The sequence below is a fragment of the Polynucleobacter sp. JS-JIR-5-A7 genome (assembly GCF_018687935.1).
Lineage (GTDB): Bacteria > Pseudomonadota > Gammaproteobacteria > Burkholderiales > Burkholderiaceae > Polynucleobacter.
On the sequence record NZ_CP061308.1, the window covers coordinates 474,565 to 493,133 of the forward strand.

Here is an 18,569-nt window from a genome sequence, read left to right on the forward strand (position 1 = left end):
GAAGACTTTATCTTCGCTTTTAGGTTGATACAGCGCTTTACTGAGCGCTAATATTCCTACCTTTAATCACTTTTTCCCAAACAACTGATTCTGCTTTGACCTGAGATTCAAATTCTTTTTGATTATTGACTACCGCAGTGAGTCCATTTAAATCTAAGCTGGCTCGTAATGCCTCAGAGTTCACAGCCTTAACCGTTGCTGCATAAATTTTATCGGTGATGACCTTGGGTGTATTTGCTGGAGCAACGAGTCCAAACCAGCCAGTCGATTCAAAACCAGGAATGCCTGACTCAGCAACAGTAGGAACATCAGGCAATTGTTTGGAGCGTTTTAAGCTGGTCACTGCTAACGGTTTTATTTGACCGGCTTTAGCAAAACCTGTCGCTGCGGTGAGGTTGCCCACCATAAAGTCAATTTGACCTGCTACTAAATCATTGATTGCTGCAGATTCACCTTTATAGGGAACATGGGTTGCCGGAATATTTGCCGAATAAGTGAAGTTCTCAGCTGCCATATGCACCTGACTTCCAATGCCAGCTGAGCCAAAGTTTAAATCTTTTGTTTTTGCATAAGCAATAAACTCGGCGATATTTTTTTACAGGAATCTTATTACTTACAGATAAAAGCATCGGTCCAGTTGCTACATTGGTAATGTATACAAAGTCCTTGGCGTAATTGACGGGTAATTTTTTATAGAGATTGGGATTGACAGTGAGCATACTTCCAGAGGCGAGCATGATGGTGTAACCATCGGCAGAGGATTGCGCTACAAACTCAGCAGCGATATTACCGCCAGCACCAGGCTTGTTTTCAACAACAACGTTTTGTCCTAAATCTTTAGATAGTTGTTGCGCTAAAAGGCGTCCCAAAATATCAGTAGTACCGCCCGCGGCAAATGGAATGATGAGTTTGATTGGCTTAGTTGGCCAGTTTTGGGCATTTGTAATTGGTGATGCAATAAATAGCAAAGCTCCCGCAATCAATGCAATTTTCTTTCCTAGCTTGCTGATGTGTTGCTTAATCATGCTTACTTTCTCCGATGGTCATTTGATCCAAATATCTTATCTGCATTTGTATCTAAAAATTCGTACTACCTCTATTTATTAGTTATAAGCTTATGTATTACTAGTGTCGCCCTCAGCGATTGTTTAGTCCAATCATTAGGGTATTGCAGGATATCTAAATCATCTATATGATCTAGATATGTCATCTATTTTGATCTCCGAGTTCATCACAAGTCAAGCCCTAGAAACCCTGCGTTCTCAGCATGAAGTAGCCTATGAGCCAGAGTTATATAAGAACCGCCCAGCTTTGATTGCTGCTTTGCAAAGTATTGAGGGTCTTATTGTTAGGAACCTTACACAAGTTAATGAAGAGATCTTGGCCGGGGCTCCCAAATTAAAGGTGGTAGGTCGACTTGGGGTTGGGCTTGAAAATATTGAATTGCCTGCTTGCGCTAAACGCAATATCAAAGTCATCCCTGCTACAGGTGCAAATGCTGAGTCTGTTGCTGAGTATGTCGTTGGTGCTGCAGTTGCTTTGACTAGGGGATTTATTCCTGCAACGATTTCCAGCGTAAAGGGTGAATGGCCTCGCCCACGTTTCTCTGCATACCATGAATTTTTGGGCAAGACCATTGGCATTGTTGGTTTTGGCAGTATCGGTAGAGTAGTAGCAAAAAAAGCGCGTGCTTTTGGTTTGCAGTGCCTGGCTTATGACCCAATGCTGTCTGGCAGCTCTGTGGAGCTTGATGGATTTTCAGTGCCATTACTTTCGTTAAGTGATTTACTTGGAAAAAGCGACGCGCTGACTTTGCACCTCCCATTTCTTCCAGAAACAAAGAATCTATTTAATGCTGCCACACTTGATCAAATGAAGCCTGGTGCTTGTCTGATTAATACAGCTCGTGGTGGCATCGTCGATGAGAGGGCGCTGGCAGAGCGCTTGCGCTCTGTACGTTTAGGCGGTGCAGCTATTGATGTGTTTGAGAGTGAGCCAGCCAAAGATTTGAGTCACTTTGCGGGCATTGAGAATCTCATTCTGACTCCGCACGTTGCAGGAGTGACGCATGAAAGCAATGAGCGCGTTAGTCAAATGATCGCCGATGAAGTGAATCGGTTTCTAGGAGCTTAAGATGAATTTATCCTATCAAAAGATGGTTGATTTAGCATCATCTGGTTTGCAAGCAGCAGGCATTGGTCAGAAAGCGGCTCATGAAACCGCTCAATTTTTAGCACTTGCTGAGCTCGATGGATTGGCTTCTCATGGATTGGCACGGGTATCTCAATATGCAGGCCATGCTAAAAATGGTCGGATTGAATTGTCGCCAAAAATTAAAGTGCGTCCATTTAAAACATCTGCTGCATTAGTTGATGCTTGTGATGGGTTGGCATTTCCAGCATTGCGCTTTGCTACGGATTTATCTGTGAATCTCGCATCTAAGACAGGCGTTGGCCTGGTCGCAGTTACCAATAGCCATCACTTTGGAGTTGCTGGACACTTTGCTGAAGCGGCAGCGCGCGCCGGTTACATCTCTTTATTGTTTGGCAATACGCCAGCAGCCATGCCGATGGTTGGTGGTAGCAAGGCCTTATTTGGCACCAACCCGCTAGCCGCAGCATTTCCGGTTGCTAATCGTGATCCGATGGTGATTGATATGTCACTCTCTGCTGTCGCTAGAGGTAAGTTGCTGGTTGCAGCAAAAAAGGGCGAGTCTATTCCAGAGGGATGGGCATTAACTGCTGAAGGCAAAACAACTACTGACCCTAACGAGGGTCTCAAAGGATTGATGGTTCCACTTGGCGGTGATAAGGGCGCTTTGCTTGCCTTGATCGTTGAATTGTTGGTTGTTGGCTTATCGGGAAGTCGTTTCTCCTATGAAGCGGATTCTTTTTTTGATGCCAAGGGAAATCGTCCGCGTATAGGACAACTGTTATTAACGATTGACCCTGGATTGGCGGGCAGCCAAATGTTTGCAAGCAAGATGCAAGAGTTCTTAAAAACCTTGGCATCTGATTCCGGAACCCGCGTTCCTGGACAAAGACGTTTTAAACAGCGTGCCTCAGGCTTTCAAGAAGGCGTCAACGTTTCTGATGTGGTTATAGAAGAAATTCAGACTGGCATCAGTCAGTCATGGAGTTAGTAGTCAATTAACAGGATTAAAGAGGAGAAGATCATGATCCATTTTGTCGTGCATGAGCCAGGAGATGGCGTAGGTGTGGTGGTAGTGGAAGGCGTAAAAGCTGGAGATGATTTGATTGGCTGGGTGATGGATGGAGATTTAACGCTCAATATGAAGTCTGAGAGCGACATTCCCATTGGCCACAAAATTTCATTAAATGAATTTAAGCCCGGCGATACGGTGATGAAGTATGGCGTAGACATCGGCAAGGTTGTTGCTCCCATTAAAAAAGGTGAACACCTCCATGTCCAAAACGTAAAAACGAAGCGCTGGTAATCCAGGCTCTTATTCACCCATTCATTGAGAAAGAAAACAAGATGATTAATTTGAAAGACGCGAGCTTCATGGGTTACCGCCGTGAAAATGGCCGCATGGGAGTTCGTAATCACGTATTAATTCTGCCTTTAGATGATTTGTCCAATGCAGCTTGCGAAGCTGTGGCAAATAACATTAAAGGAACTCAGGCAATTCCTCACTCATACGGTCGTTTGCAATTTGGCGCCGACTTAGATCTACACTTCCGTACCTTGATTGGAACTGGCTGTAATCCAAACGTAGCTGCTGTAGTGGTTATTGGTATTGAGCCGCAGTGGACTAAAGTTGTGGTTGATGGCATCAAGGCTTCTGGTAAGCCAGTAGAGGGTTTCTGGATTGAAGGTAATGGCGATATCGCCACGATCGCTTCAGCCAGCAAAGCTGCTTACAAGATGATGAAACATGCCTCAAAGCAGCAACGGGTTAAGGCACCTTTATCTGAACTATGGGTATCTACTAAATGTGGTGAGTCTGATACCACCTCTGGTTGCGGCGCAAATCCAACAGTAGGCGATGCTTTTGACAAACTCTATGGTATTGGCTCTACTCTCGTATTTGGTGAAACGACTGAGTTAACAGGTGGCGAGCATTTAGTAGAAGCGCGTTGCCGCACACCAGAAGTGAAGAAAAAGTTCCGTGAAATGTTTGATCGCTATCAGGATGTGATTGAGCGCCATAAGACAAGCGACTTGTCTGACTCACAGCCAACGAAAGGCAATATTGCCGGTGGTTTAACTACGATTGAAGAAAAAGCCTTAGGCAATATTCAGAAAATCGGTAAGAAATGTATCGTCGATAGCGTTTTGGATAAGGGTGAAGAGCCTAAGATCCCAGGCTTGCACTTCATGGATTCCTCTTCAGCTGCTGCTGAGATGGTGACCTTATGTGCTGCTGCTGGATTTGCTGCTCACTTCTTCCCAACAGGACAGGGTAATGTGATCGGTAATGCGATTCTTCCAGTCATCAAGATTTGCGCTAATCCAAAAACAGTTCGTACCATGGGTGAGCACATTGACGTTGATGTGTCTGGACTTTTACGTCGCGAAGAGAATATGGATCAAGCTGGTGATAAGTTATTAGAGTGCCTCCTGCGCACTGCTGATGGCGAATTGACTGCTTCTGAAATTCTTGGTCACCGTGAGTTCGTATTAACTCGTTTATACGAATCAGCGTAAGTCTTAAAGCATGAAATCCCTGACCGCTTATCAAGAAGTAAAGCAAAAGATCACCGATGATCTGGTCAGGGGTCGTTATCCGATGGGGCAGGCTTTGCCTGCCGAAAAGGATTTATCAAAAGAATTAGACGTATCTATAGGAACCCTGCGCAAAGCAGTAGACGAGTTAGTTGCTGAAGGTATTGTGGTTCGTCGCCAAGGCAGGGGCACCTATGTTGCTGAGCATGATCTCAAGCGTTTGCTCTATTACTTTTTTCATGTTGTAAAACATGATGCCGACAAAAAGGTTAACCCAAGGGTTGATTTGATTTCTTTGATCAGCGCTGTTGCAAACAAGGAAGAGGCTAGTAAGCTCCAGATTAAAGAAGGTGCAGATGTATGGCGTCTCGTGAATTGCCTTTATCTAGACGATAAATGTGTGATGATTGATCAGATTACACTAGATAAAAAGCGCTTTCAAAAGCTCACACGAACCGATTACATAAATCGCGAAGGTAGCATCTATCAGTTATATCAAATGAAATACGGGCAAACCGTAGTCCGCAGTAGTGAGCGTTTAAGGGCAGGCCTTGCCAGTAAGCAGCATGCAGAATGGCTCGGCTTAAAGCCGGATGCACCAGTCCTGATGATTAGAAGGGTTGCACTTGGGATTCAGGACGAGCCCTTGGAATGGCGAGTCTCAACACTGAACACCAGTCAACATGAATACTTTAGTGAGTTAGTGGTATAGCCCTGCATGTACAGCACTAGTAAGCGTAATTTACCGGGGATATTAATCTGTTTGGTAATAGCTATGTCCACTAGCTTTCTTTCTGAAAATTATGGTGGGCCTCAACTTTTGTATGCTTTGTTGTTGGGTCTTTCGCTCCATTTTCTGTATCTAAATGAGGCGGTAAAACCAGGCATAGACTTTTGCGCAAAGACTGTACTACGCTTAGGTGTAGCATTTTTGGGAATCCGAATTACCTTTGCAGATATTAGTGCGATTGGCATGAATACTGGCTTCATGGTAATTCTGGCTGTTGCATCAACGGTTTATCTCGGCTTTTTGCTTGCCAAGTTTTTAAAGCTATCTCCAGATTTTGGATTGATAGCCGGTGGATCAGTTGGAATTTGTGGTGCCTCTGCTGCCCTTGCAGTTGCTTCAGTGCTGCCCAAATCAAAAGAAAACGAGCAATTTACTTTACTGGTTGTTGTTGGTGTGACGGTGTTATCAACGATTGCGATGGTGACATATCCTTTTGCATTACAGATGCTCGATATTGGCGCTCTTTCAGCAGGAATTTTTATTGGCGCCACCATTCATGATGTGGCTCAAGTAGTTGCTGCAGGGATGCTGTTTGGTCCTGAGGCGGGGGACGTGGCTACTGTGGTTAAGTTATTTAGAGTGGCTCTACTGCTCCCTGTGGTTTTGGTGATCTCAATTTTCTTTGGTGCGCAGAAAGCCACCAATAATTTAGGGTGGGGTAGCTTACGATTAATTCCCACATTTTTATTGGGTTTTGTTGCACTATCTATTGTGGCCTCAATGCAAATTTTGCCAACTTCGATTACTCATCAAATTGGTGCTTTATCACGTTGGATGTTGGTGATTGCTATTGCTGCAGCGGGATTAAAAACCAATTTCCAAGAACTGGCTCAGCTAGGTTGGCAGCCTGTACTGATGTTGGTGGTTGAAACTCTCTTTATTGCTGCCTTTGGGCTCATCTTTATTTTGTATGCAACCTAGGGTTAAAAGTTATAGCAACTCTGAGTATTTTGGCGGTATGCTTTAAAAAATATAAGCTCATCAGCACCTATCAGGGAGGCAAAGTATTCATGTCTAAGAAGGATGAATTTTCTAAGCGTCGACACTTTTTAAAATCATCAGTCATTGCGGGAGCTAGTGTGGGTAGTGCAATGAGCACCCATTCTGCTCTTGCTCAAACCACAGAAGGCAGTTTCTTGGAGATTGATCCTTGGACCAAAACTCAGGGGTCAACTTTTGTAAATCCGCCTTATGGTTTGCCTTCAAAATATGAGAAGAATGTTGTGCGACTTCTTCCTTCGCCAGCGCCAACATTTCTCACGGGCTCAAGAACTCCTTTACAGAGCTTACACGGGATCATTACTCCAAATGGCCTTGTCTTTGAGCGCCATCATGCAGGAGTTCCTGATATCAATCCGGATCTACATAAATTGGTGATTCATGGAATGGTAGATCGTCCGATGGTCTTTACGATGGACGATATCGTTCGCTTTCCTTCTGAATCGAGGATTTATTTTTTAGAATGTTCTGGCAATAGTGCTGCTGAGCTCAAAAAAGCCAGTAATCAAACGGTACAGCAAATTCATGGCTTAGTTTCTTGTTGCGAGTGGACTGGCGTTCGCTTATCAACCATTTTGCAAGAATGCGGCATTCAGCCTGGAGCTAAGTGGGCTTTAGCGGAGGGTGCTGATGGTGCTGCGATGACTCGTAGTATTCCAATGAATAAGATGATGGATGATGCTTTATTAGTCTATGCCCAAAATGGTGAGATGTTACGGGCTGAGCAAGGTTATCCTTTGCGATTATTTTTGCCTGGGTATGAGGGCAATATGAGTATTAAGTGGCTACGAAGAATTAAGTTGGGTACTGAGCCTTGGCAAACACGCGAAGAAACCTCTGCTTATACCGACCTGCGATCTGATGGTAAGGCGCTGCAATTTACTTTCGCCATGGAGGTCAAATCTGTTATTACGCAGCCTTCAGGGATGATGAAGCTTAAATCTAAAGGCTTTTATGAAATCTCTGGTTTTGCTTGGTCTGGTAATGGCAAGATTCGACGGGTTGAGGTATCAACGGATGGTGGCAAATCATGGGGTGAGGCAGTGCTGCAGGAGCCGGTGATGGACAAATCTTTGGTGCGCTTTCGTTTTCCTTGGATGTGGGATGGAGCACCAGCAACATTGATGAGTCGGGCGGTCGATTCAAGTGGTGAAATGCAACCCACAATGGATGGTGTGATTAAAGCCAAGAGTGTGAACACTTTCTATCACAATAACGCTATACAACCATGGCGTGTTGCTGCTAACGGGGAGATTACCAATGGTCGCTAATAGATGCATCTACTTAAGTCTTCTCGTAGCCTGGATTGGTATTTTATTAGGCTGTACTAGCAGTTACCAAGCGAGCGGACCGATAGGTCTTGGTAAGCCAATTTCTGAAAATCAAATTCGGGCGTGGAATATAGATGTTGGCCCAAGTGGGCTAGGCCTGCCGCCTGGCTCAGGCACTGCCATTGCTGGAGAAAAGTTATATCAGCAACAGTGCGCATCTTGTCACGGTGATCAAGGGCAAGGCGGACCAGCCAATCGCCTTGTGGGCGGAGGTTCTTTAAATACCAATAATCCCATAAAGACAGTAGGAAGTTTTTGGCCTTACTCAACGACTATTTTTGATTATGTCAAAAGAGCCATGCCACATCAAGCACCCCAGTCTTTAAATGATGATCAAGTGTATGCAGCCACAGCTTATATTTTGTTTCTCAACAAGATCATTACAAAAGATCAAGTGATGGATGCCAAGACGCTGCCTTTGGTAAAAATGCCTAATAGAGATGGATTTATTTCAGTAGAACGTTAATTACTTCTCTACGAATGCACGTTCGAAGACGTAGTCACCCATTTGGCCAAGACTTGGTGAGACTTTGAAGCCTTTGGCATCAAGCATCTCTGAGGTTTCTTTGAGCATGGATGGACTGCCACAAATCATTGCGCGATCTACTGCAGGATCAAGTGGTGGCAGACCAATATCTTTGAATAGTTGGCCAGATTCAATTGCAGTCGTGAGGCGACCGGTATGTTTGAATGCTTCACGCGTTACAGTTGGGTAGTAGATGAGTTTCTCACGAATGAGTTCGCCAAGGTACTCGTCTTGAGTGAGTTCATTTTTAATATAGTCACCGTATGCTAGCTCGCTCACTAGACGTACACCATGAATTAAAACAACCTTCTCAAACTTCTCATAAGTCTCTGGATCACGAATAATACTCATGAATGGAGCTAAGCCGGTACCTGTACTAAATAAATAGAGGTACTTACCTGGATTTAAGTCATCCAATACCAGGGTGCCAACAGACTTTTCACTTACCAAGATAGGGTCACCAACTTTTATCTTTTGTAAACGTGATGTCAATGGACCATCTTGAACCTTAATGCTTAAGAACTCCAAATGCTCTTCGTAATTAGGGCTTGCAACGCTGTATGCGCGAACAAGTGGCTTGCCTTCAATCTCAAGACCAATCATTAAGAAGTGGCCGCTACGAAAGCGCAGACCTTTATTACGAGTAGTAGTAAAGCTAAATAGGGTGTCGTTCCAGTGGTGAACGGTGAGAACGGTTTCTGTGTTGTATGCGGCCATAAATGCTTGTAAATAAAAGACTCAGTTTCAAAGAATGGGTAATTATCACATTCCTGATGGTGTGATTTACGGTAATTGGCGCATAAATAGGACTAAGTAGTGATATCAGTCCAATTTTTGGTAATAAGGATGGCCTTTCGCGACCCGTCCGCTAACAAGCTATGATCCTTTTATGAGTTCAGTACGCTATTTATATATTTCCCTGTTCAGTCTTGGGTTGGTTATCTTTGCAGTCATTTTGCAGCAGTCCGGCTATCAAGGCATCAGCTTTTTACCTTGCCCCTTATGCATTTTGCAAAGAGTCGGTTATTTGGCTATCGCCATTTTTTGTTTTTTGGCTGTGGGTATTGCCCCATTCCGAAAGCTCTTCCATGCCCTAGCTTTTCTATCGGCGGCATATGGTGTTTCAGTGGCTGGGCGACAAGTATGGCTTTTGTCTCATCCAGAAACATCCTGTGGGATTGACCCATTGGAAATTTGGATTAATCAGTTTCAGCTTTCCAAAGACATTCCTTGGTTATTTAAGGCCGACGGACTATGCAGTGCAAAACTTCCAGCCATTCTTGGTCTTCAGGTGCCGGAATGGTCTTTATTTTGGTTTTCAGTGCTTTTCTTGGTCTTATTAGTCACACTGTTCAAAAAAAGGACTTAATTTCTGGGTACTAGGTTCTCTATATACCTAAAAGTAGTTAAGGTATGAAAAGTCCATCTTTTACAAATATAAGCCCTGATCATAATATTTAAATTATTAGAGATTAAGGGGCTTTCATGGCACACACTCAGAACAACTCACAGATCATTGGCAAGACTCCATTGGCTCATTTAAATCGTGCAGCAGATATTCGCAAACAACTAACGCAATCATTATTTGCTGTCGCCCAAGTGGTCACTGGGGTTGCCTTGCTTGTTCTGGCGACTCATCTTGCTTTGCAAAGTGAGGCTTATCTTGAGCTCTTAAATCAAAGCGGTCTCAACCAATATCATGCCTTTGCCCTCTTGGTATGTTTTAGTTTCTTTGCAGGAATTTTATTAATTGCTCAACAAGTACTAAAGCATGATGCGCATGAATTTAATGAGATCTCATCTTATTAAAAATACTGCTTCAATAAAAAGGCACCCTAGGGTGCCTTTTTTAATGTCTTCAAATTACTGAAGATGATTTTGTGACTTACTCTTCTTCGCGACGCAGATGTGGAAAGAGAATGACGTCACGAATGTTTGGTGCGTCTGTGAGGAGCATGACTAGACGGTCAATACCAATACCGCAACCACCTGTTGGAGGCATGCCGTATTCAAGGGCTCGGATAAAGTCATGATCAAAGTACATGGCTTCTTCGTCACCAGCTTCTTTTTGCTCTACTTGTTTGCGAAAGCGATTGGCTTGATCTTCTGCATCATTGAGTTCAGAGAAGCCATTGGCAATTTCACGACCAGTAATAAATAACTCAAAGCGCTCAGTAATACCTGGGCGAGTATCGGATTCTCTGGCTAGTGGGCTGACTTCAATTGGGTAATCGATGATGTAGGTTGGCTCCCAAAGATGCTCCTCAGCAACCAATTCAAACAAGGCCAATTGCAAAGCGCCGATACCAGCATTTTTCAATGTTGGAGAATCAGGATTTTCACCACCTTTTTTCAACTCAGCACGAATGAATGCTGCATCATCTAGTTGAGCAGCCTCGTAGTTCTTGCCAGACTGACCGCAATACTTGAGGATTGCCTCACTAATTGTTAAGCGTTGGAATGGCTTACTTAAATCAAGCTCACGACCTTGGTGGGTCAAGACGGCAGTACCTTGTGCATCCATGGCTGCAGCAAGGATCAAGCCTTCTGTAAAATCCATCAACCAGCGGTAATCGGTATAGGCTGCGTAGAACTCCATCATCGTAAATTCTGGATTGTGGCGCGGACTGACGCCTTCATTACGGAAGTTACGGTTAATTTCAAAGACGCGCTCAAAACCACCAACGACTAAACGCTTGAGATAAAGCTCAGGCGCAATGCGCAAGAACATCTGCATATCGAGTGCATTATGGTGGGTAATAAAAGGCTTTGCCGCTGCACCACCAGGAATTGGGTGGAGCATAGGTGTTTCTACTTCCATGAAGTCGGCATCCAACATATGGCGACGGAGTGATGCAATCGCATTGCTACGCGCCTTGAAAGTATTGCGGCTTTCTGGGTTGACAATTAAATCTACATAGCGCTGACGATATTTCGTCTCTAGATCTGAGAGGCCGTGAAACTTATCTGGTAGGGGGCGCAGGGATTTGCTGAGTAAGCGCAGGTTGCTGCATTCGACAGAGAGTTCACCCTTATTGGTCTTAAAGAGATTGCCTTCTGCAGAGATAAAGTCACCCATATCCCAGTGTTTAAAGGCGCCATGAGTATCTGCACCTGTGAGCTCATCATTGATGTAGAACTGAATCTGTCCACTACGGTCTTGAATAGTGGCAAAGCTGGCTTTACCCATCACGCGCTTGAGAATCATGCGCCCAGCCACTTTCACATGAATCTTCTTGGCAGCTAGCTCTTCCTTAGTCAGGCTGTCATAGTGAGCATGAAGATCAACTGCTAAATGCGTTGGAACAAAGTCATTCGGAAAGGCAACACCGTTCTCACGCAACTTTGCGAGCTTTTCACGGCGCTCTGCAATGATGTGATTTTCATCAACAGCTTCGGTGACTGGTAGATTGGTTTTATCGTTCATATTCGTGGGTAATTAAACGCCTTGTTTCAGGCTAGCTTCAATAAAGGCATCAAGATCGCCGTCCAATACTTTTTGAGTATTAGAGATCTCAACGTTAGTTCGTAAATCTTTAATGCGGCTTTGATCCAACACATAAGAGCGGATTTGATGACCCCAGCCTACATCCGTTTTGCTCGCTTCTAGCTTATCTTGCTCAGCGCGGCGCTTTTGCATCTCGTGTTCGTAAAGGCGAGACTTGAGCATGCTCATGGCCTCGGCGCGGTTACGATGCTGACTACGATCGTTCTGACACTGCACCACAATTCCTGTTGGAATGTGGGTTAAGCGTACAGCCGAGTCGGTTTTATTAATGTGCTGACCACCTGCACCAGAGGCACGGTAGGTATCCGTCCGAATATCCGCAGGATTGACATCAATCTCAATCGAATCATCAATTTCAGGGTAGACGTAAATCGAAGCAAATGAAGTGTGACGTCCATTTGAAGAGTCAAACGGAGACTTACGTACTAAACGATGCACGCCAGTCTCGGAGCGAAGGTGTCCGTAGGCATATTCCCCATCCACCTTGATCGTCGCACTCTTGATGCCAGCAACGTCACCATCAGATTCTTCGAGGATTTCGGTTTTATAGCCTTTGCGTTCGCAGTACTTGAGATATTGGCGATAGAGCATGCTGGCCCAATCACAAGCTTCGGTACCACCAGCGCCTGCCTGGATATCAATAAAGCAATTGCACGAGTCCATCTCGTTGTGGAACATGCGGCGGAATTCAAGATCATTAATGATCTTGCTGTAACTTTCAACGTCTTGCTCGATTGCTGCAATCGTCTCAAAATCACTTTCTTCTTTAGCCATATCAAATAATTCAATGGCACCAGTGATATTGGTATTTAAATCAGTGAGGGTAGCAACTACGCCGTCGAGTAATTTTTTCTCTTTACCCAGCGCTTGCGCTTTCTTTTGATCATCCCAAATGGTGGGATCTTCCAGAATTGAGTTGACTTCAGTAAGGCGACGTGACTTTACTTCGAAGTCAAAGATACCCCCGAAGAGCTTGCTCACGGGTGAGCAGATCGGATAAGGTATTTGAAATAGTGTTTAGTTGTTCAGCTTCCATCCCCTAATTATAAGGGGGTTATTACATCTGCCCCTTGGGTGCTGGCTTAACTACCAGGACTTTCGTCGTGGGCCTCAATCATCAGTTGGATGCGGGCTTGACCCTGATAGCGATCGGTCACTAGGCGGTAAGCGAGCTTGGCTTTGGCGGGCAAGCTTTGAGTACGGTTAAACCAAACCGCTGTCAATGGTTTTGCCGCAAACTTGCTTTCTGTTAGGTTAGATCCTAATGGCCGCACCATCAGACGCAGATGCTTCTCTTTCATCAGACTTTGCTGTGTAATTTCAAAGTCTCCGTAAAAGACAGGCTGTGGAAATCCTTGGCCCCAGATTTCTTCTGCTAAGAGATCACTAATTTCGGGGGTGAATTCTGAGGGCTGTAGGGCGCCATCATGGGGGTGGCGACGCTCTAGGATTTCATCATTCAATAAGCTGTTTGCAACTTCCTGAAAGCAGGCATCAAACTTCTCAAAATCATTTTTATGAATCGTCAGACCTGCCGCCATGGCATGTCCACCAAATTTGAGAATTAGTCCGGGCTCACGTTTTGAAACAATATCTAGCGCATCTCTTAAATGAAAGCCACTCAATGACCTTCCAGAGCCACGTAACTCCTCGCCAGTATTGCCATCTGGAGCAAACACAATCGCAGGGCGATTAAAACGTTCCTTTAAACGGGAAGCTACAATGCCGACGACACCTTGGTGCCATTCTGGATTCCATAAACAGATACTCGTGCGTTGTGCCATGGTTCCTGCGAGTTGCTCCTCTGAGAGGTGGGTAAGTGCTGTTTCTTGCATGCCGGCTTCAATCACACGGCGTTCGCGATTGATGCGATCGAGTTCTTGCGCAAGCGTCATCGCCTCATCCGTATTATCAGTCAGCAGTAGGCGAATACCCAGAGTCATGTCCGCTAGACGTCCAGCCGCATTGAGCCTGGGCCCAATCGCAAAACCTAGATCAAAAGTATTGGCCTTGCGAGGATCACGTCCTGCTGCTTGAAACAATGCTTGTATACCTGGCTGGGAGATGCCTGCACGAATACGCTTTAAACCATTTGAAACTAAGACGCGATTATTGCGATCGAGTTGAGCAACGTCTGCAACAGTTCCGAGTGCAACGAGATCTAAGAGATTTTCAACTTTGGGTTGAGTATCATTCGTAAATTTACCGCGCTTACGCAGCTCTGCACGCAGTGCTACCAATACATAAAACATAACGCCTACGCCAGCAAGTGCTTTGCTCGGAAAGGTGCAGCCTGGTTGATTGGGGTTCACAATCGCCAAGGCTTTTGGTAATCGATCGCCGGGCAAATGGTGGTCAGTCACAATGACTTCCATACCGAGTTCACGGGCGCGATCTACACCCGCTTCGCTCGCAATACCGTTATCAACCGTAATGAGATATTTAGGCTTTGGAGTTTGTTGTGCTGCAAGCTCAACCACTTCAGGCGTTAAGCCGTAACCCATCGTAAAGCGATTGGGTACTAGAAACTGAATTGGTGTATTTACGCCACCTAGCATGCGCAAGCCGCGCAGTCCGACTGCACAAGCCGTGGCGCCATCGCAGTCATAGTCTGCAACGATGAGCATGGACTCTTTTTTCTCCAGAATATCAGCTAGCAAAGATGCGGTGCTGATGCAATTCTTAAGTTCAGTTGGAGAAAGTAGATTTTTCAATTCCAGCGATAGTTCATCTGGAGACTCCAGACCGCGTGCAGCATATAAACGCGCTAACAGGGGATGCAAACCACTTTGTTGTAACCAAGTAGCGGTGCGCTCAGAAAAAGGACGTTGGGAGAAAAGACTCATGAAGAAATGATTTCTTTCCAGGAGAGAGGTTCTGCTTTTTTCCAAAAGGCCCAAGATTTTTTGTAAAGATCACTTGCGGTAAAGATGCGTTCCCGCGTTTTGCCATTTGGAAAATCAATGATGAGCAATTCATCCAGATCTTTATCAGTCAATGCCTTGTCTAACTGGGGCCATATAGTCTCTGGCTGTTTTAACCATGCAAACGCTCCAGCCAAGACTTCGTTTCTAACCGAGGTATGGTGGGGAATGCTTAAATACTTCGCTAGACCAGTAAGCAAGGGGTGTTCACCATATATCTGTTTTGACTGCATGATTGCCACAGGTGCTTGAATATCGTTGAGTTTGCCAATACCGCTGATCCATAACGAGTTAATACTGAGTAGACCACGTTGTTCGCGCTCTTCATTGACAGTATCGATATGCCAGAGCATTTGAATCTCATTTTGTAACTTGCGCCAACGTTTTGCGATACCTGCTTCATGCGTATCGCGTGGCATCCACCAGTCAATATTGCGACCATGCGCTTGATCAACGCTATAGCTTGCCAAACTGGCAAATGGACCTGCAGGAATAAACCAGTAATGCTTGTCTTGAAACAAAATGGGGCTCTGAAAATCTTCCTCAATAAAGGGCAGTGCAGTTTTGAGAAGTTGAGACGATTCAGTTTCAGTCAGATCAATCTGATTCTGGCTCATCAAAATGAGATGGTCCCGTGTAGCGTGCAAATGAATGGGCTGTAGGCAGGCAATTTCTTGATTGGGGTTGACTTCCTGAGATGACTGACCCATCAATAAAACGGGTGCAATTGGGACCAAGTCTCCAAGTAAGAAGCGTTCGTGAGGCAAGCCTTTGATTGGCCGATCCTCCTTGCCTTGCTCATCTAAGGCATCCTCCCCCGACACCAACAGGGTAAAGCGCCGTAGATTGCTTTGGGCATTTTGAGGGAAGGTGGTGTCTGAGCTCATATCCCTGATTTTAGGTGGCATTTAAGTATTCCATCAGTTTGCCTGTGTAATTGTCTAAACTGTAGCTATGTTGAGACTCCCCATTGAGTTAGAAATTGGCTTGCGCTATACCCGCTCCAAGCGTCGTAAGACCGTTGGTAAGCGCGATGGCTTCCTATCCTTTATTTCTGGTATTTCTACTGCTGGTATCGCTTTAGGCGTTGCGTCTCTAATTGTGGTGCTGTCAGTGATGAATGGTTTTCAGAAAGAGGTACGTGATCGCATGCTCTCTGTTCTTTCTCATGTAGAAATCACTTCGCCTGAAGGATTGGCAAATTGGGAGCCGTTGGCTTTGAAAGTCGCGATACAGCCTCATGTGGTTGGCGTAGCACCCATGGTCAGTTCACAAGGATTGCTTGCACGAGATAATTCGATGCGGGGTGTTGCTATTCGGGGAATCTCGCCGAGTGAAGAAGGTAAGGTTTCTGACCTGCCAAAACAATTTATTGCTGGCAGTATTGATGACCTCAAGCCCGGTGGCTTTGGGGTTGCATTAGGTGCACAGCTCGCCTCTTTGGTTGGTGCTCGCGTAGGTGACCGAGTTAATTTGATTGTGCCTGAGAGTGATTTAACGCCTGCTGGAGCAATGCCGCGGATGAGGACGTTGCAAGTAGTTGGTATCGTAGATAGTGGCCATTATGAATACGATAGCTCTTTAGCCATCATGCACTGGAAAGATGCTGCAGCCTTGTTACGCTTACGTGATCCATCAGGTCTTCGCATTAAGGTCGATGATATGCAGCGTGCTCCTCAAGTTGCCACTGAGTTGGCTGCTGTAGTTCCTCAAGCTTTATGGGTTACTGATTGGTCCCGCTCAAATCGTAATTGGTTTGCAGCAGTTCAAACAGAAAAGAAGATGATGTTCATCATCTTGACTTTAATTATTGCAGTGGCTGCATTTAATTTAGTTTCTACTTTGGTGATGACCGTTAATGAGAAGCAGGCCGATATTGCCATTCTCAGAACGATGGGTGCGAGCCCAGGTTTAATCCAACGAATCTTCTTGGTACAGGGTTTGGCAATTGGTTTGATGGGGTCTTTGGCTGGCGTTGGTCTTGGTTTACTCATCGCGCTCAATATTGATGTGATTGTTCCTGCGATTGAAGCCATTTTCCGCGTACGCTTCTTGCCGCGTGAGGTTTACTTTATTAGCGAACTCCCCTCGGATGTTCGTTTAGGTGATGTAGTGACCGTTGGGTTGATGGCTTTTGGTTTATCGGTATTGGCTACCTTGTACCCTAGTCGTCGTGCTGCTAAGGTCCAACCTGCGGAGGCCTTGAGATATGAATAAGGCTATCAAGTATGTGTTGATTGCTAAAGGCTTGGCTAAGACCTATGGTCAGGGCGCTACAGCAGTAGAGGTCCTTAAATCTGTTGATTTGGATGTGGCACCTTCTGAGAAAGTCGCTATTGTGGGCTCATCAGGTTCTGGCAAAAGCACATTACTGCATTTATTAGGCGGCCTTGATACCCCAAGCGCTGGTTCAGTCTTCTTGAATGATGCCAACATCAATCAATTATCGGTAGCCAAATTAGACCAATTGCGTAATCAAAGCTTGGGCTTTATATACCAATTTCACCATCTCTTGGATGAGTTCAGCGCATTAGAGAATGTTGCATTGTTATTGCGTATTCGTGGCTTGAGCAATGAAGAGTCGATGGAGCATGCTAGCAAGATGCTCAAAGCTGTAGGCTTAGCTAAGCGTGAATTGCATACCCCGGGTGAGTTATCTGGGGGAGAGCGTCAGCGCGTAGCAGTGGCTAGAGCCTTAGTCGGCAATCCTGCTTGCGTTCTAGCAGATGAGCCTACTGGAAACTTAGATACCGAAACAGCTGATGGAGTATTTGATTTGATGTTAGAGATTGCGCGCGAACAAGGCACTGCCTTTGTGATTGTGACGCATGATCCGGTGCGCGCTAAACGCTGTGATCGTATTTTGCACTTGGAGCGCGGAGTCCTTAAGACATTCGTGCAGTAATAATGGAAGCAATGCATCCCATGTGGATTGATACTCATTGTCACCTAGACGCGCCAGAGTTCTCAAACTCCTTGCCAAACATCATTTCTGCCGCAAAAGAAAAGAACGTTCAGGCTATTTTGCTGCCCGCAGTCAAAGCTGCTGATTGTCAGCATGTTAAAGAACTTGCCTCTCAATATGGGAGTGCGATCCCTGGCTTGGTCTATACATTAGGTATTCATCCCCTCTATACCAATCAAGCTCACGAAGAAGATATTGCGCAACTTGAAGAGCAAATTACCCAGTCACTTTCTGATCCAAGGTTTGTAGGTATTGGTGAGATTGGTTTGGATTACTTTGTAGAGGGTCTGGATCCACATAAGCAAGAATATTTCTTTCATGCGCAATTAGACTTAGCTCAGCAGTTTAACTTGCCAGTGATTTTGCATGTACGGCGCTCACAAGATGCTATTTTGAAAGCCCTTAGACGTCGCAAAATCTCCGGAGGAATTGCGCATGCATTCAACGGTAGCTTCCAGCAAGCCGAGCAATTTATAGAGCTTGGTTTCAAATTGGGGTTTGGTGGCGCAGCCACTTACGAGCGCGCACTGCAGATTCGCAGACTCTTAGTTGAGTTGCCTATCGATAGTATCGTTACCGAAACAGATTCTCCTGATATTCCGCCGGCCTGGTTAAAGCAAGAGGGAATTGCATTTAATGAGCCCGCCTTTGTGGTTCGGATAGTGAAAGAGTTGGCTGCAATACGTGGCATTAGTGATTCTGAATTTGCTTCTGCTGTCTGGTGTAATGCTATGCAAGTATTGCCGCGTTGGTCAGCCCTCTGTGCTGGCAATCCCAACTTCACTCTAGCCTCTTAAAACCTTGCGCTTAGCTATTACGGCGTTTATCGCCGGGGGA

General features: G+C 45.2%; 20 protein-coding genes. 13 read left to right on the forward strand and 7 right to left on the reverse strand.

Annotated features, from left to right (window positions below; all coding sequences use genetic code 11):
- Positions 1-37 precede the first annotated feature (37 nt).
- Both AOC29_RS11315 and AOC29_RS11320 read right to left on the reverse strand, forming a co-directional pair.
- A complete protein-coding gene (locus tag AOC29_RS11315) occupies positions 38-589 on the reverse strand; it encodes a tripartite tricarboxylate transporter substrate-binding protein (RefSeq protein WP_371819546.1) in 552 nt (183 codons plus the stop codon).
- Complete coding sequence (locus AOC29_RS11320) at positions 504-1,025, reverse strand: tripartite tricarboxylate transporter substrate binding protein (protein ID WP_251370048.1); 522 nt, start codon at positions 1,023-1,025, stop codon at positions 504-506. Before AOC29_RS11320 ends, AOC29_RS11315 begins: the two co-directional genes overlap by 86 nt.
- A 178-nt stretch (positions 1,026-1,203) precedes the next feature.
- On the opposite strand from AOC29_RS11320, the gene AOC29_RS02545 reads away from it, so the two are divergent.
- The 8 genes from AOC29_RS02545 (at position 1,204) to AOC29_RS02580 (ending at position 8,275) form a co-directional block, all read left to right on the forward strand.
- Positions 1,204-2,133, forward strand: coding sequence for a hydroxyacid dehydrogenase (locus AOC29_RS02545; protein WP_215296488.1), 930 nt, complete (start codon positions 1,204-1,206; stop codon positions 2,131-2,133).
- 1 nt (position 2,134) lies between these two features.
- Positions 2,135-3,142 (forward strand): Ldh family oxidoreductase, encoded by a 1,008-nt coding sequence (locus tag AOC29_RS02550; protein WP_215296489.1) that lies wholly within the window; start codon positions 2,135-2,137, stop codon positions 3,140-3,142.
- A 33-nt stretch (positions 3,143-3,175) separates the two neighbouring features.
- Entirely contained in the window at positions 3,176-3,457 is a 282-nt protein-coding gene (locus AOC29_RS02555) for a flagellar biosynthesis protein FlgA (RefSeq protein WP_215367250.1), read from the forward strand.
- 41 nt (positions 3,458-3,498) lie between these two features.
- Entirely contained in the window at positions 3,499-4,671 is a 1,173-nt protein-coding gene (locus AOC29_RS02560) for a UxaA family hydrolase (RefSeq protein ID WP_216860804.1), read from the forward strand.
- Between the two features lie 10 nt (positions 4,672-4,681).
- Complete coding sequence (locus AOC29_RS02565; protein ID WP_215296490.1) at positions 4,682-5,401, forward strand: GntR family transcriptional regulator; 720 nt, start codon at positions 4,682-4,684, stop codon at positions 5,399-5,401.
- Positions 5,402-5,407: 6 nt separating this feature from the next.
- Positions 5,408-6,400 carry a YeiH family protein gene (locus AOC29_RS02570; RefSeq protein WP_215296491.1) on the forward strand — a complete coding sequence of 331 codons (993 nt, stop codon included), beginning with the start codon at positions 5,408-5,410 and terminating at the stop codon, positions 6,398-6,400.
- 89 nt (positions 6,401-6,489) lie between these two features.
- Positions 6,490-7,749 carry a sulfite dehydrogenase gene (gene soxC / locus AOC29_RS02575; RefSeq protein ID WP_215296492.1) on the forward strand — a complete coding sequence of 420 codons (1,260 nt, stop codon included), beginning with the start codon at positions 6,490-6,492 and terminating at the stop codon, positions 7,747-7,749.
- Positions 7,739-8,275, forward strand: coding sequence for a c-type cytochrome (locus AOC29_RS02580; RefSeq protein WP_215296493.1), 537 nt, complete (start codon positions 7,739-7,741; stop codon positions 8,273-8,275). The genes soxC and AOC29_RS02580 overlap by 11 nt, the downstream gene beginning before the upstream one ends.
- Here AOC29_RS02580 and AOC29_RS02585 read toward each other — a convergent pair whose 3' ends face one another.
- Positions 8,276-9,052: a ferredoxin--NADP reductase gene (locus AOC29_RS02585; RefSeq protein ID WP_215296494.1), complete on the reverse strand. Its 777-nt coding sequence runs from the start codon at positions 9,050-9,052 to the stop codon at positions 8,276-8,278.
- Between the two features lie 172 nt (positions 9,053-9,224).
- On the opposite strand from AOC29_RS02585, the gene AOC29_RS02590 reads away from it, so the two are divergent.
- Together AOC29_RS02590 and AOC29_RS02595 are read left to right on the forward strand one after the other, a co-directional pair.
- On the forward strand, positions 9,225-9,704 hold the full coding sequence (locus AOC29_RS02590; RefSeq protein ID WP_215296495.1) for a disulfide bond formation protein B: 480 nt from the start codon (positions 9,225-9,227) through the stop codon (positions 9,702-9,704).
- Between the two features lie 116 nt (positions 9,705-9,820).
- The gene (locus tag AOC29_RS02595) at positions 9,821-10,144 is read left to right on the forward strand and encodes a hypothetical protein (protein WP_215296496.1); all 324 of its coding nucleotides are present in this window, start codon (positions 9,821-9,823) and stop codon (positions 10,142-10,144) included.
- 76 nt (positions 10,145-10,220) lie between these two features.
- Here the strand turns inward: AOC29_RS02595 and lysS are convergent, their stop codons facing one another.
- From lysS to AOC29_RS02615, 4 genes are all read right to left on the reverse strand, one after another.
- The gene (gene lysS, locus AOC29_RS02600; protein WP_215296497.1) at positions 10,221-11,762 is read right to left on the reverse strand and encodes a lysine--tRNA ligase; all 1,542 of its coding nucleotides are present in this window, start codon (positions 11,760-11,762) and stop codon (positions 10,221-10,223) included.
- Between the two features lie 12 nt (positions 11,763-11,774).
- Positions 11,775-12,879, reverse strand: a protein-coding gene (gene prfB / locus AOC29_RS02605; protein ID WP_215296498.1) for a peptide chain release factor 2 whose coding sequence is annotated in 2 segments (ribosomal slippage) — positions 11,775-12,806 and positions 12,808-12,879 — 1,104 coding nt in all. Because the reading frame shifts where the segments join, the coding sequence is not laid out codon by codon here.
- Positions 12,880-12,925: 46 nt separating this feature from the next.
- Positions 12,926-14,689, reverse strand: coding sequence for a single-stranded-DNA-specific exonuclease RecJ (gene recJ / locus AOC29_RS02610; protein ID WP_215296499.1), 1,764 nt, complete (start codon positions 14,687-14,689; stop codon positions 12,926-12,928).
- A complete protein-coding gene (locus tag AOC29_RS02615; RefSeq protein WP_251370050.1) occupies positions 14,686-15,654 on the reverse strand; it encodes a hypothetical protein in 969 nt (322 codons plus the stop codon). The genes recJ and AOC29_RS02615 overlap by 4 nt, the downstream gene beginning before the upstream one ends.
- Positions 15,655-15,721: 67 nt before the next feature.
- Between AOC29_RS02615 and AOC29_RS02620 the strand changes: the two genes are divergently transcribed.
- The 3 genes from AOC29_RS02620 to AOC29_RS02630 are packed head-to-tail and all read left to right on the forward strand — an operon-like array spanning position 15,722 to position 18,529.
- Entirely contained in the window at positions 15,722-16,984 is a 1,263-nt protein-coding gene (locus AOC29_RS02620) for a lipoprotein-releasing ABC transporter permease subunit (protein ID WP_215296501.1), read from the forward strand.
- The gene (locus AOC29_RS02625) at positions 16,977-17,672 is read left to right on the forward strand and encodes an ABC transporter ATP-binding protein (protein ID WP_215296502.1); all 696 of its coding nucleotides are present in this window, start codon (positions 16,977-16,979) and stop codon (positions 17,670-17,672) included. Before AOC29_RS02620 ends, AOC29_RS02625 begins: the two co-directional genes overlap by 8 nt.
- A 20-nt stretch (positions 17,673-17,692) precedes the next feature.
- Positions 17,693-18,529 carry a TatD family hydrolase gene (locus AOC29_RS02630; protein WP_215297302.1) on the forward strand — a complete coding sequence of 279 codons (837 nt, stop codon included), beginning with the start codon at positions 17,693-17,695 and terminating at the stop codon, positions 18,527-18,529.
- Positions 18,530-18,569 lie beyond the last annotated feature (40 nt).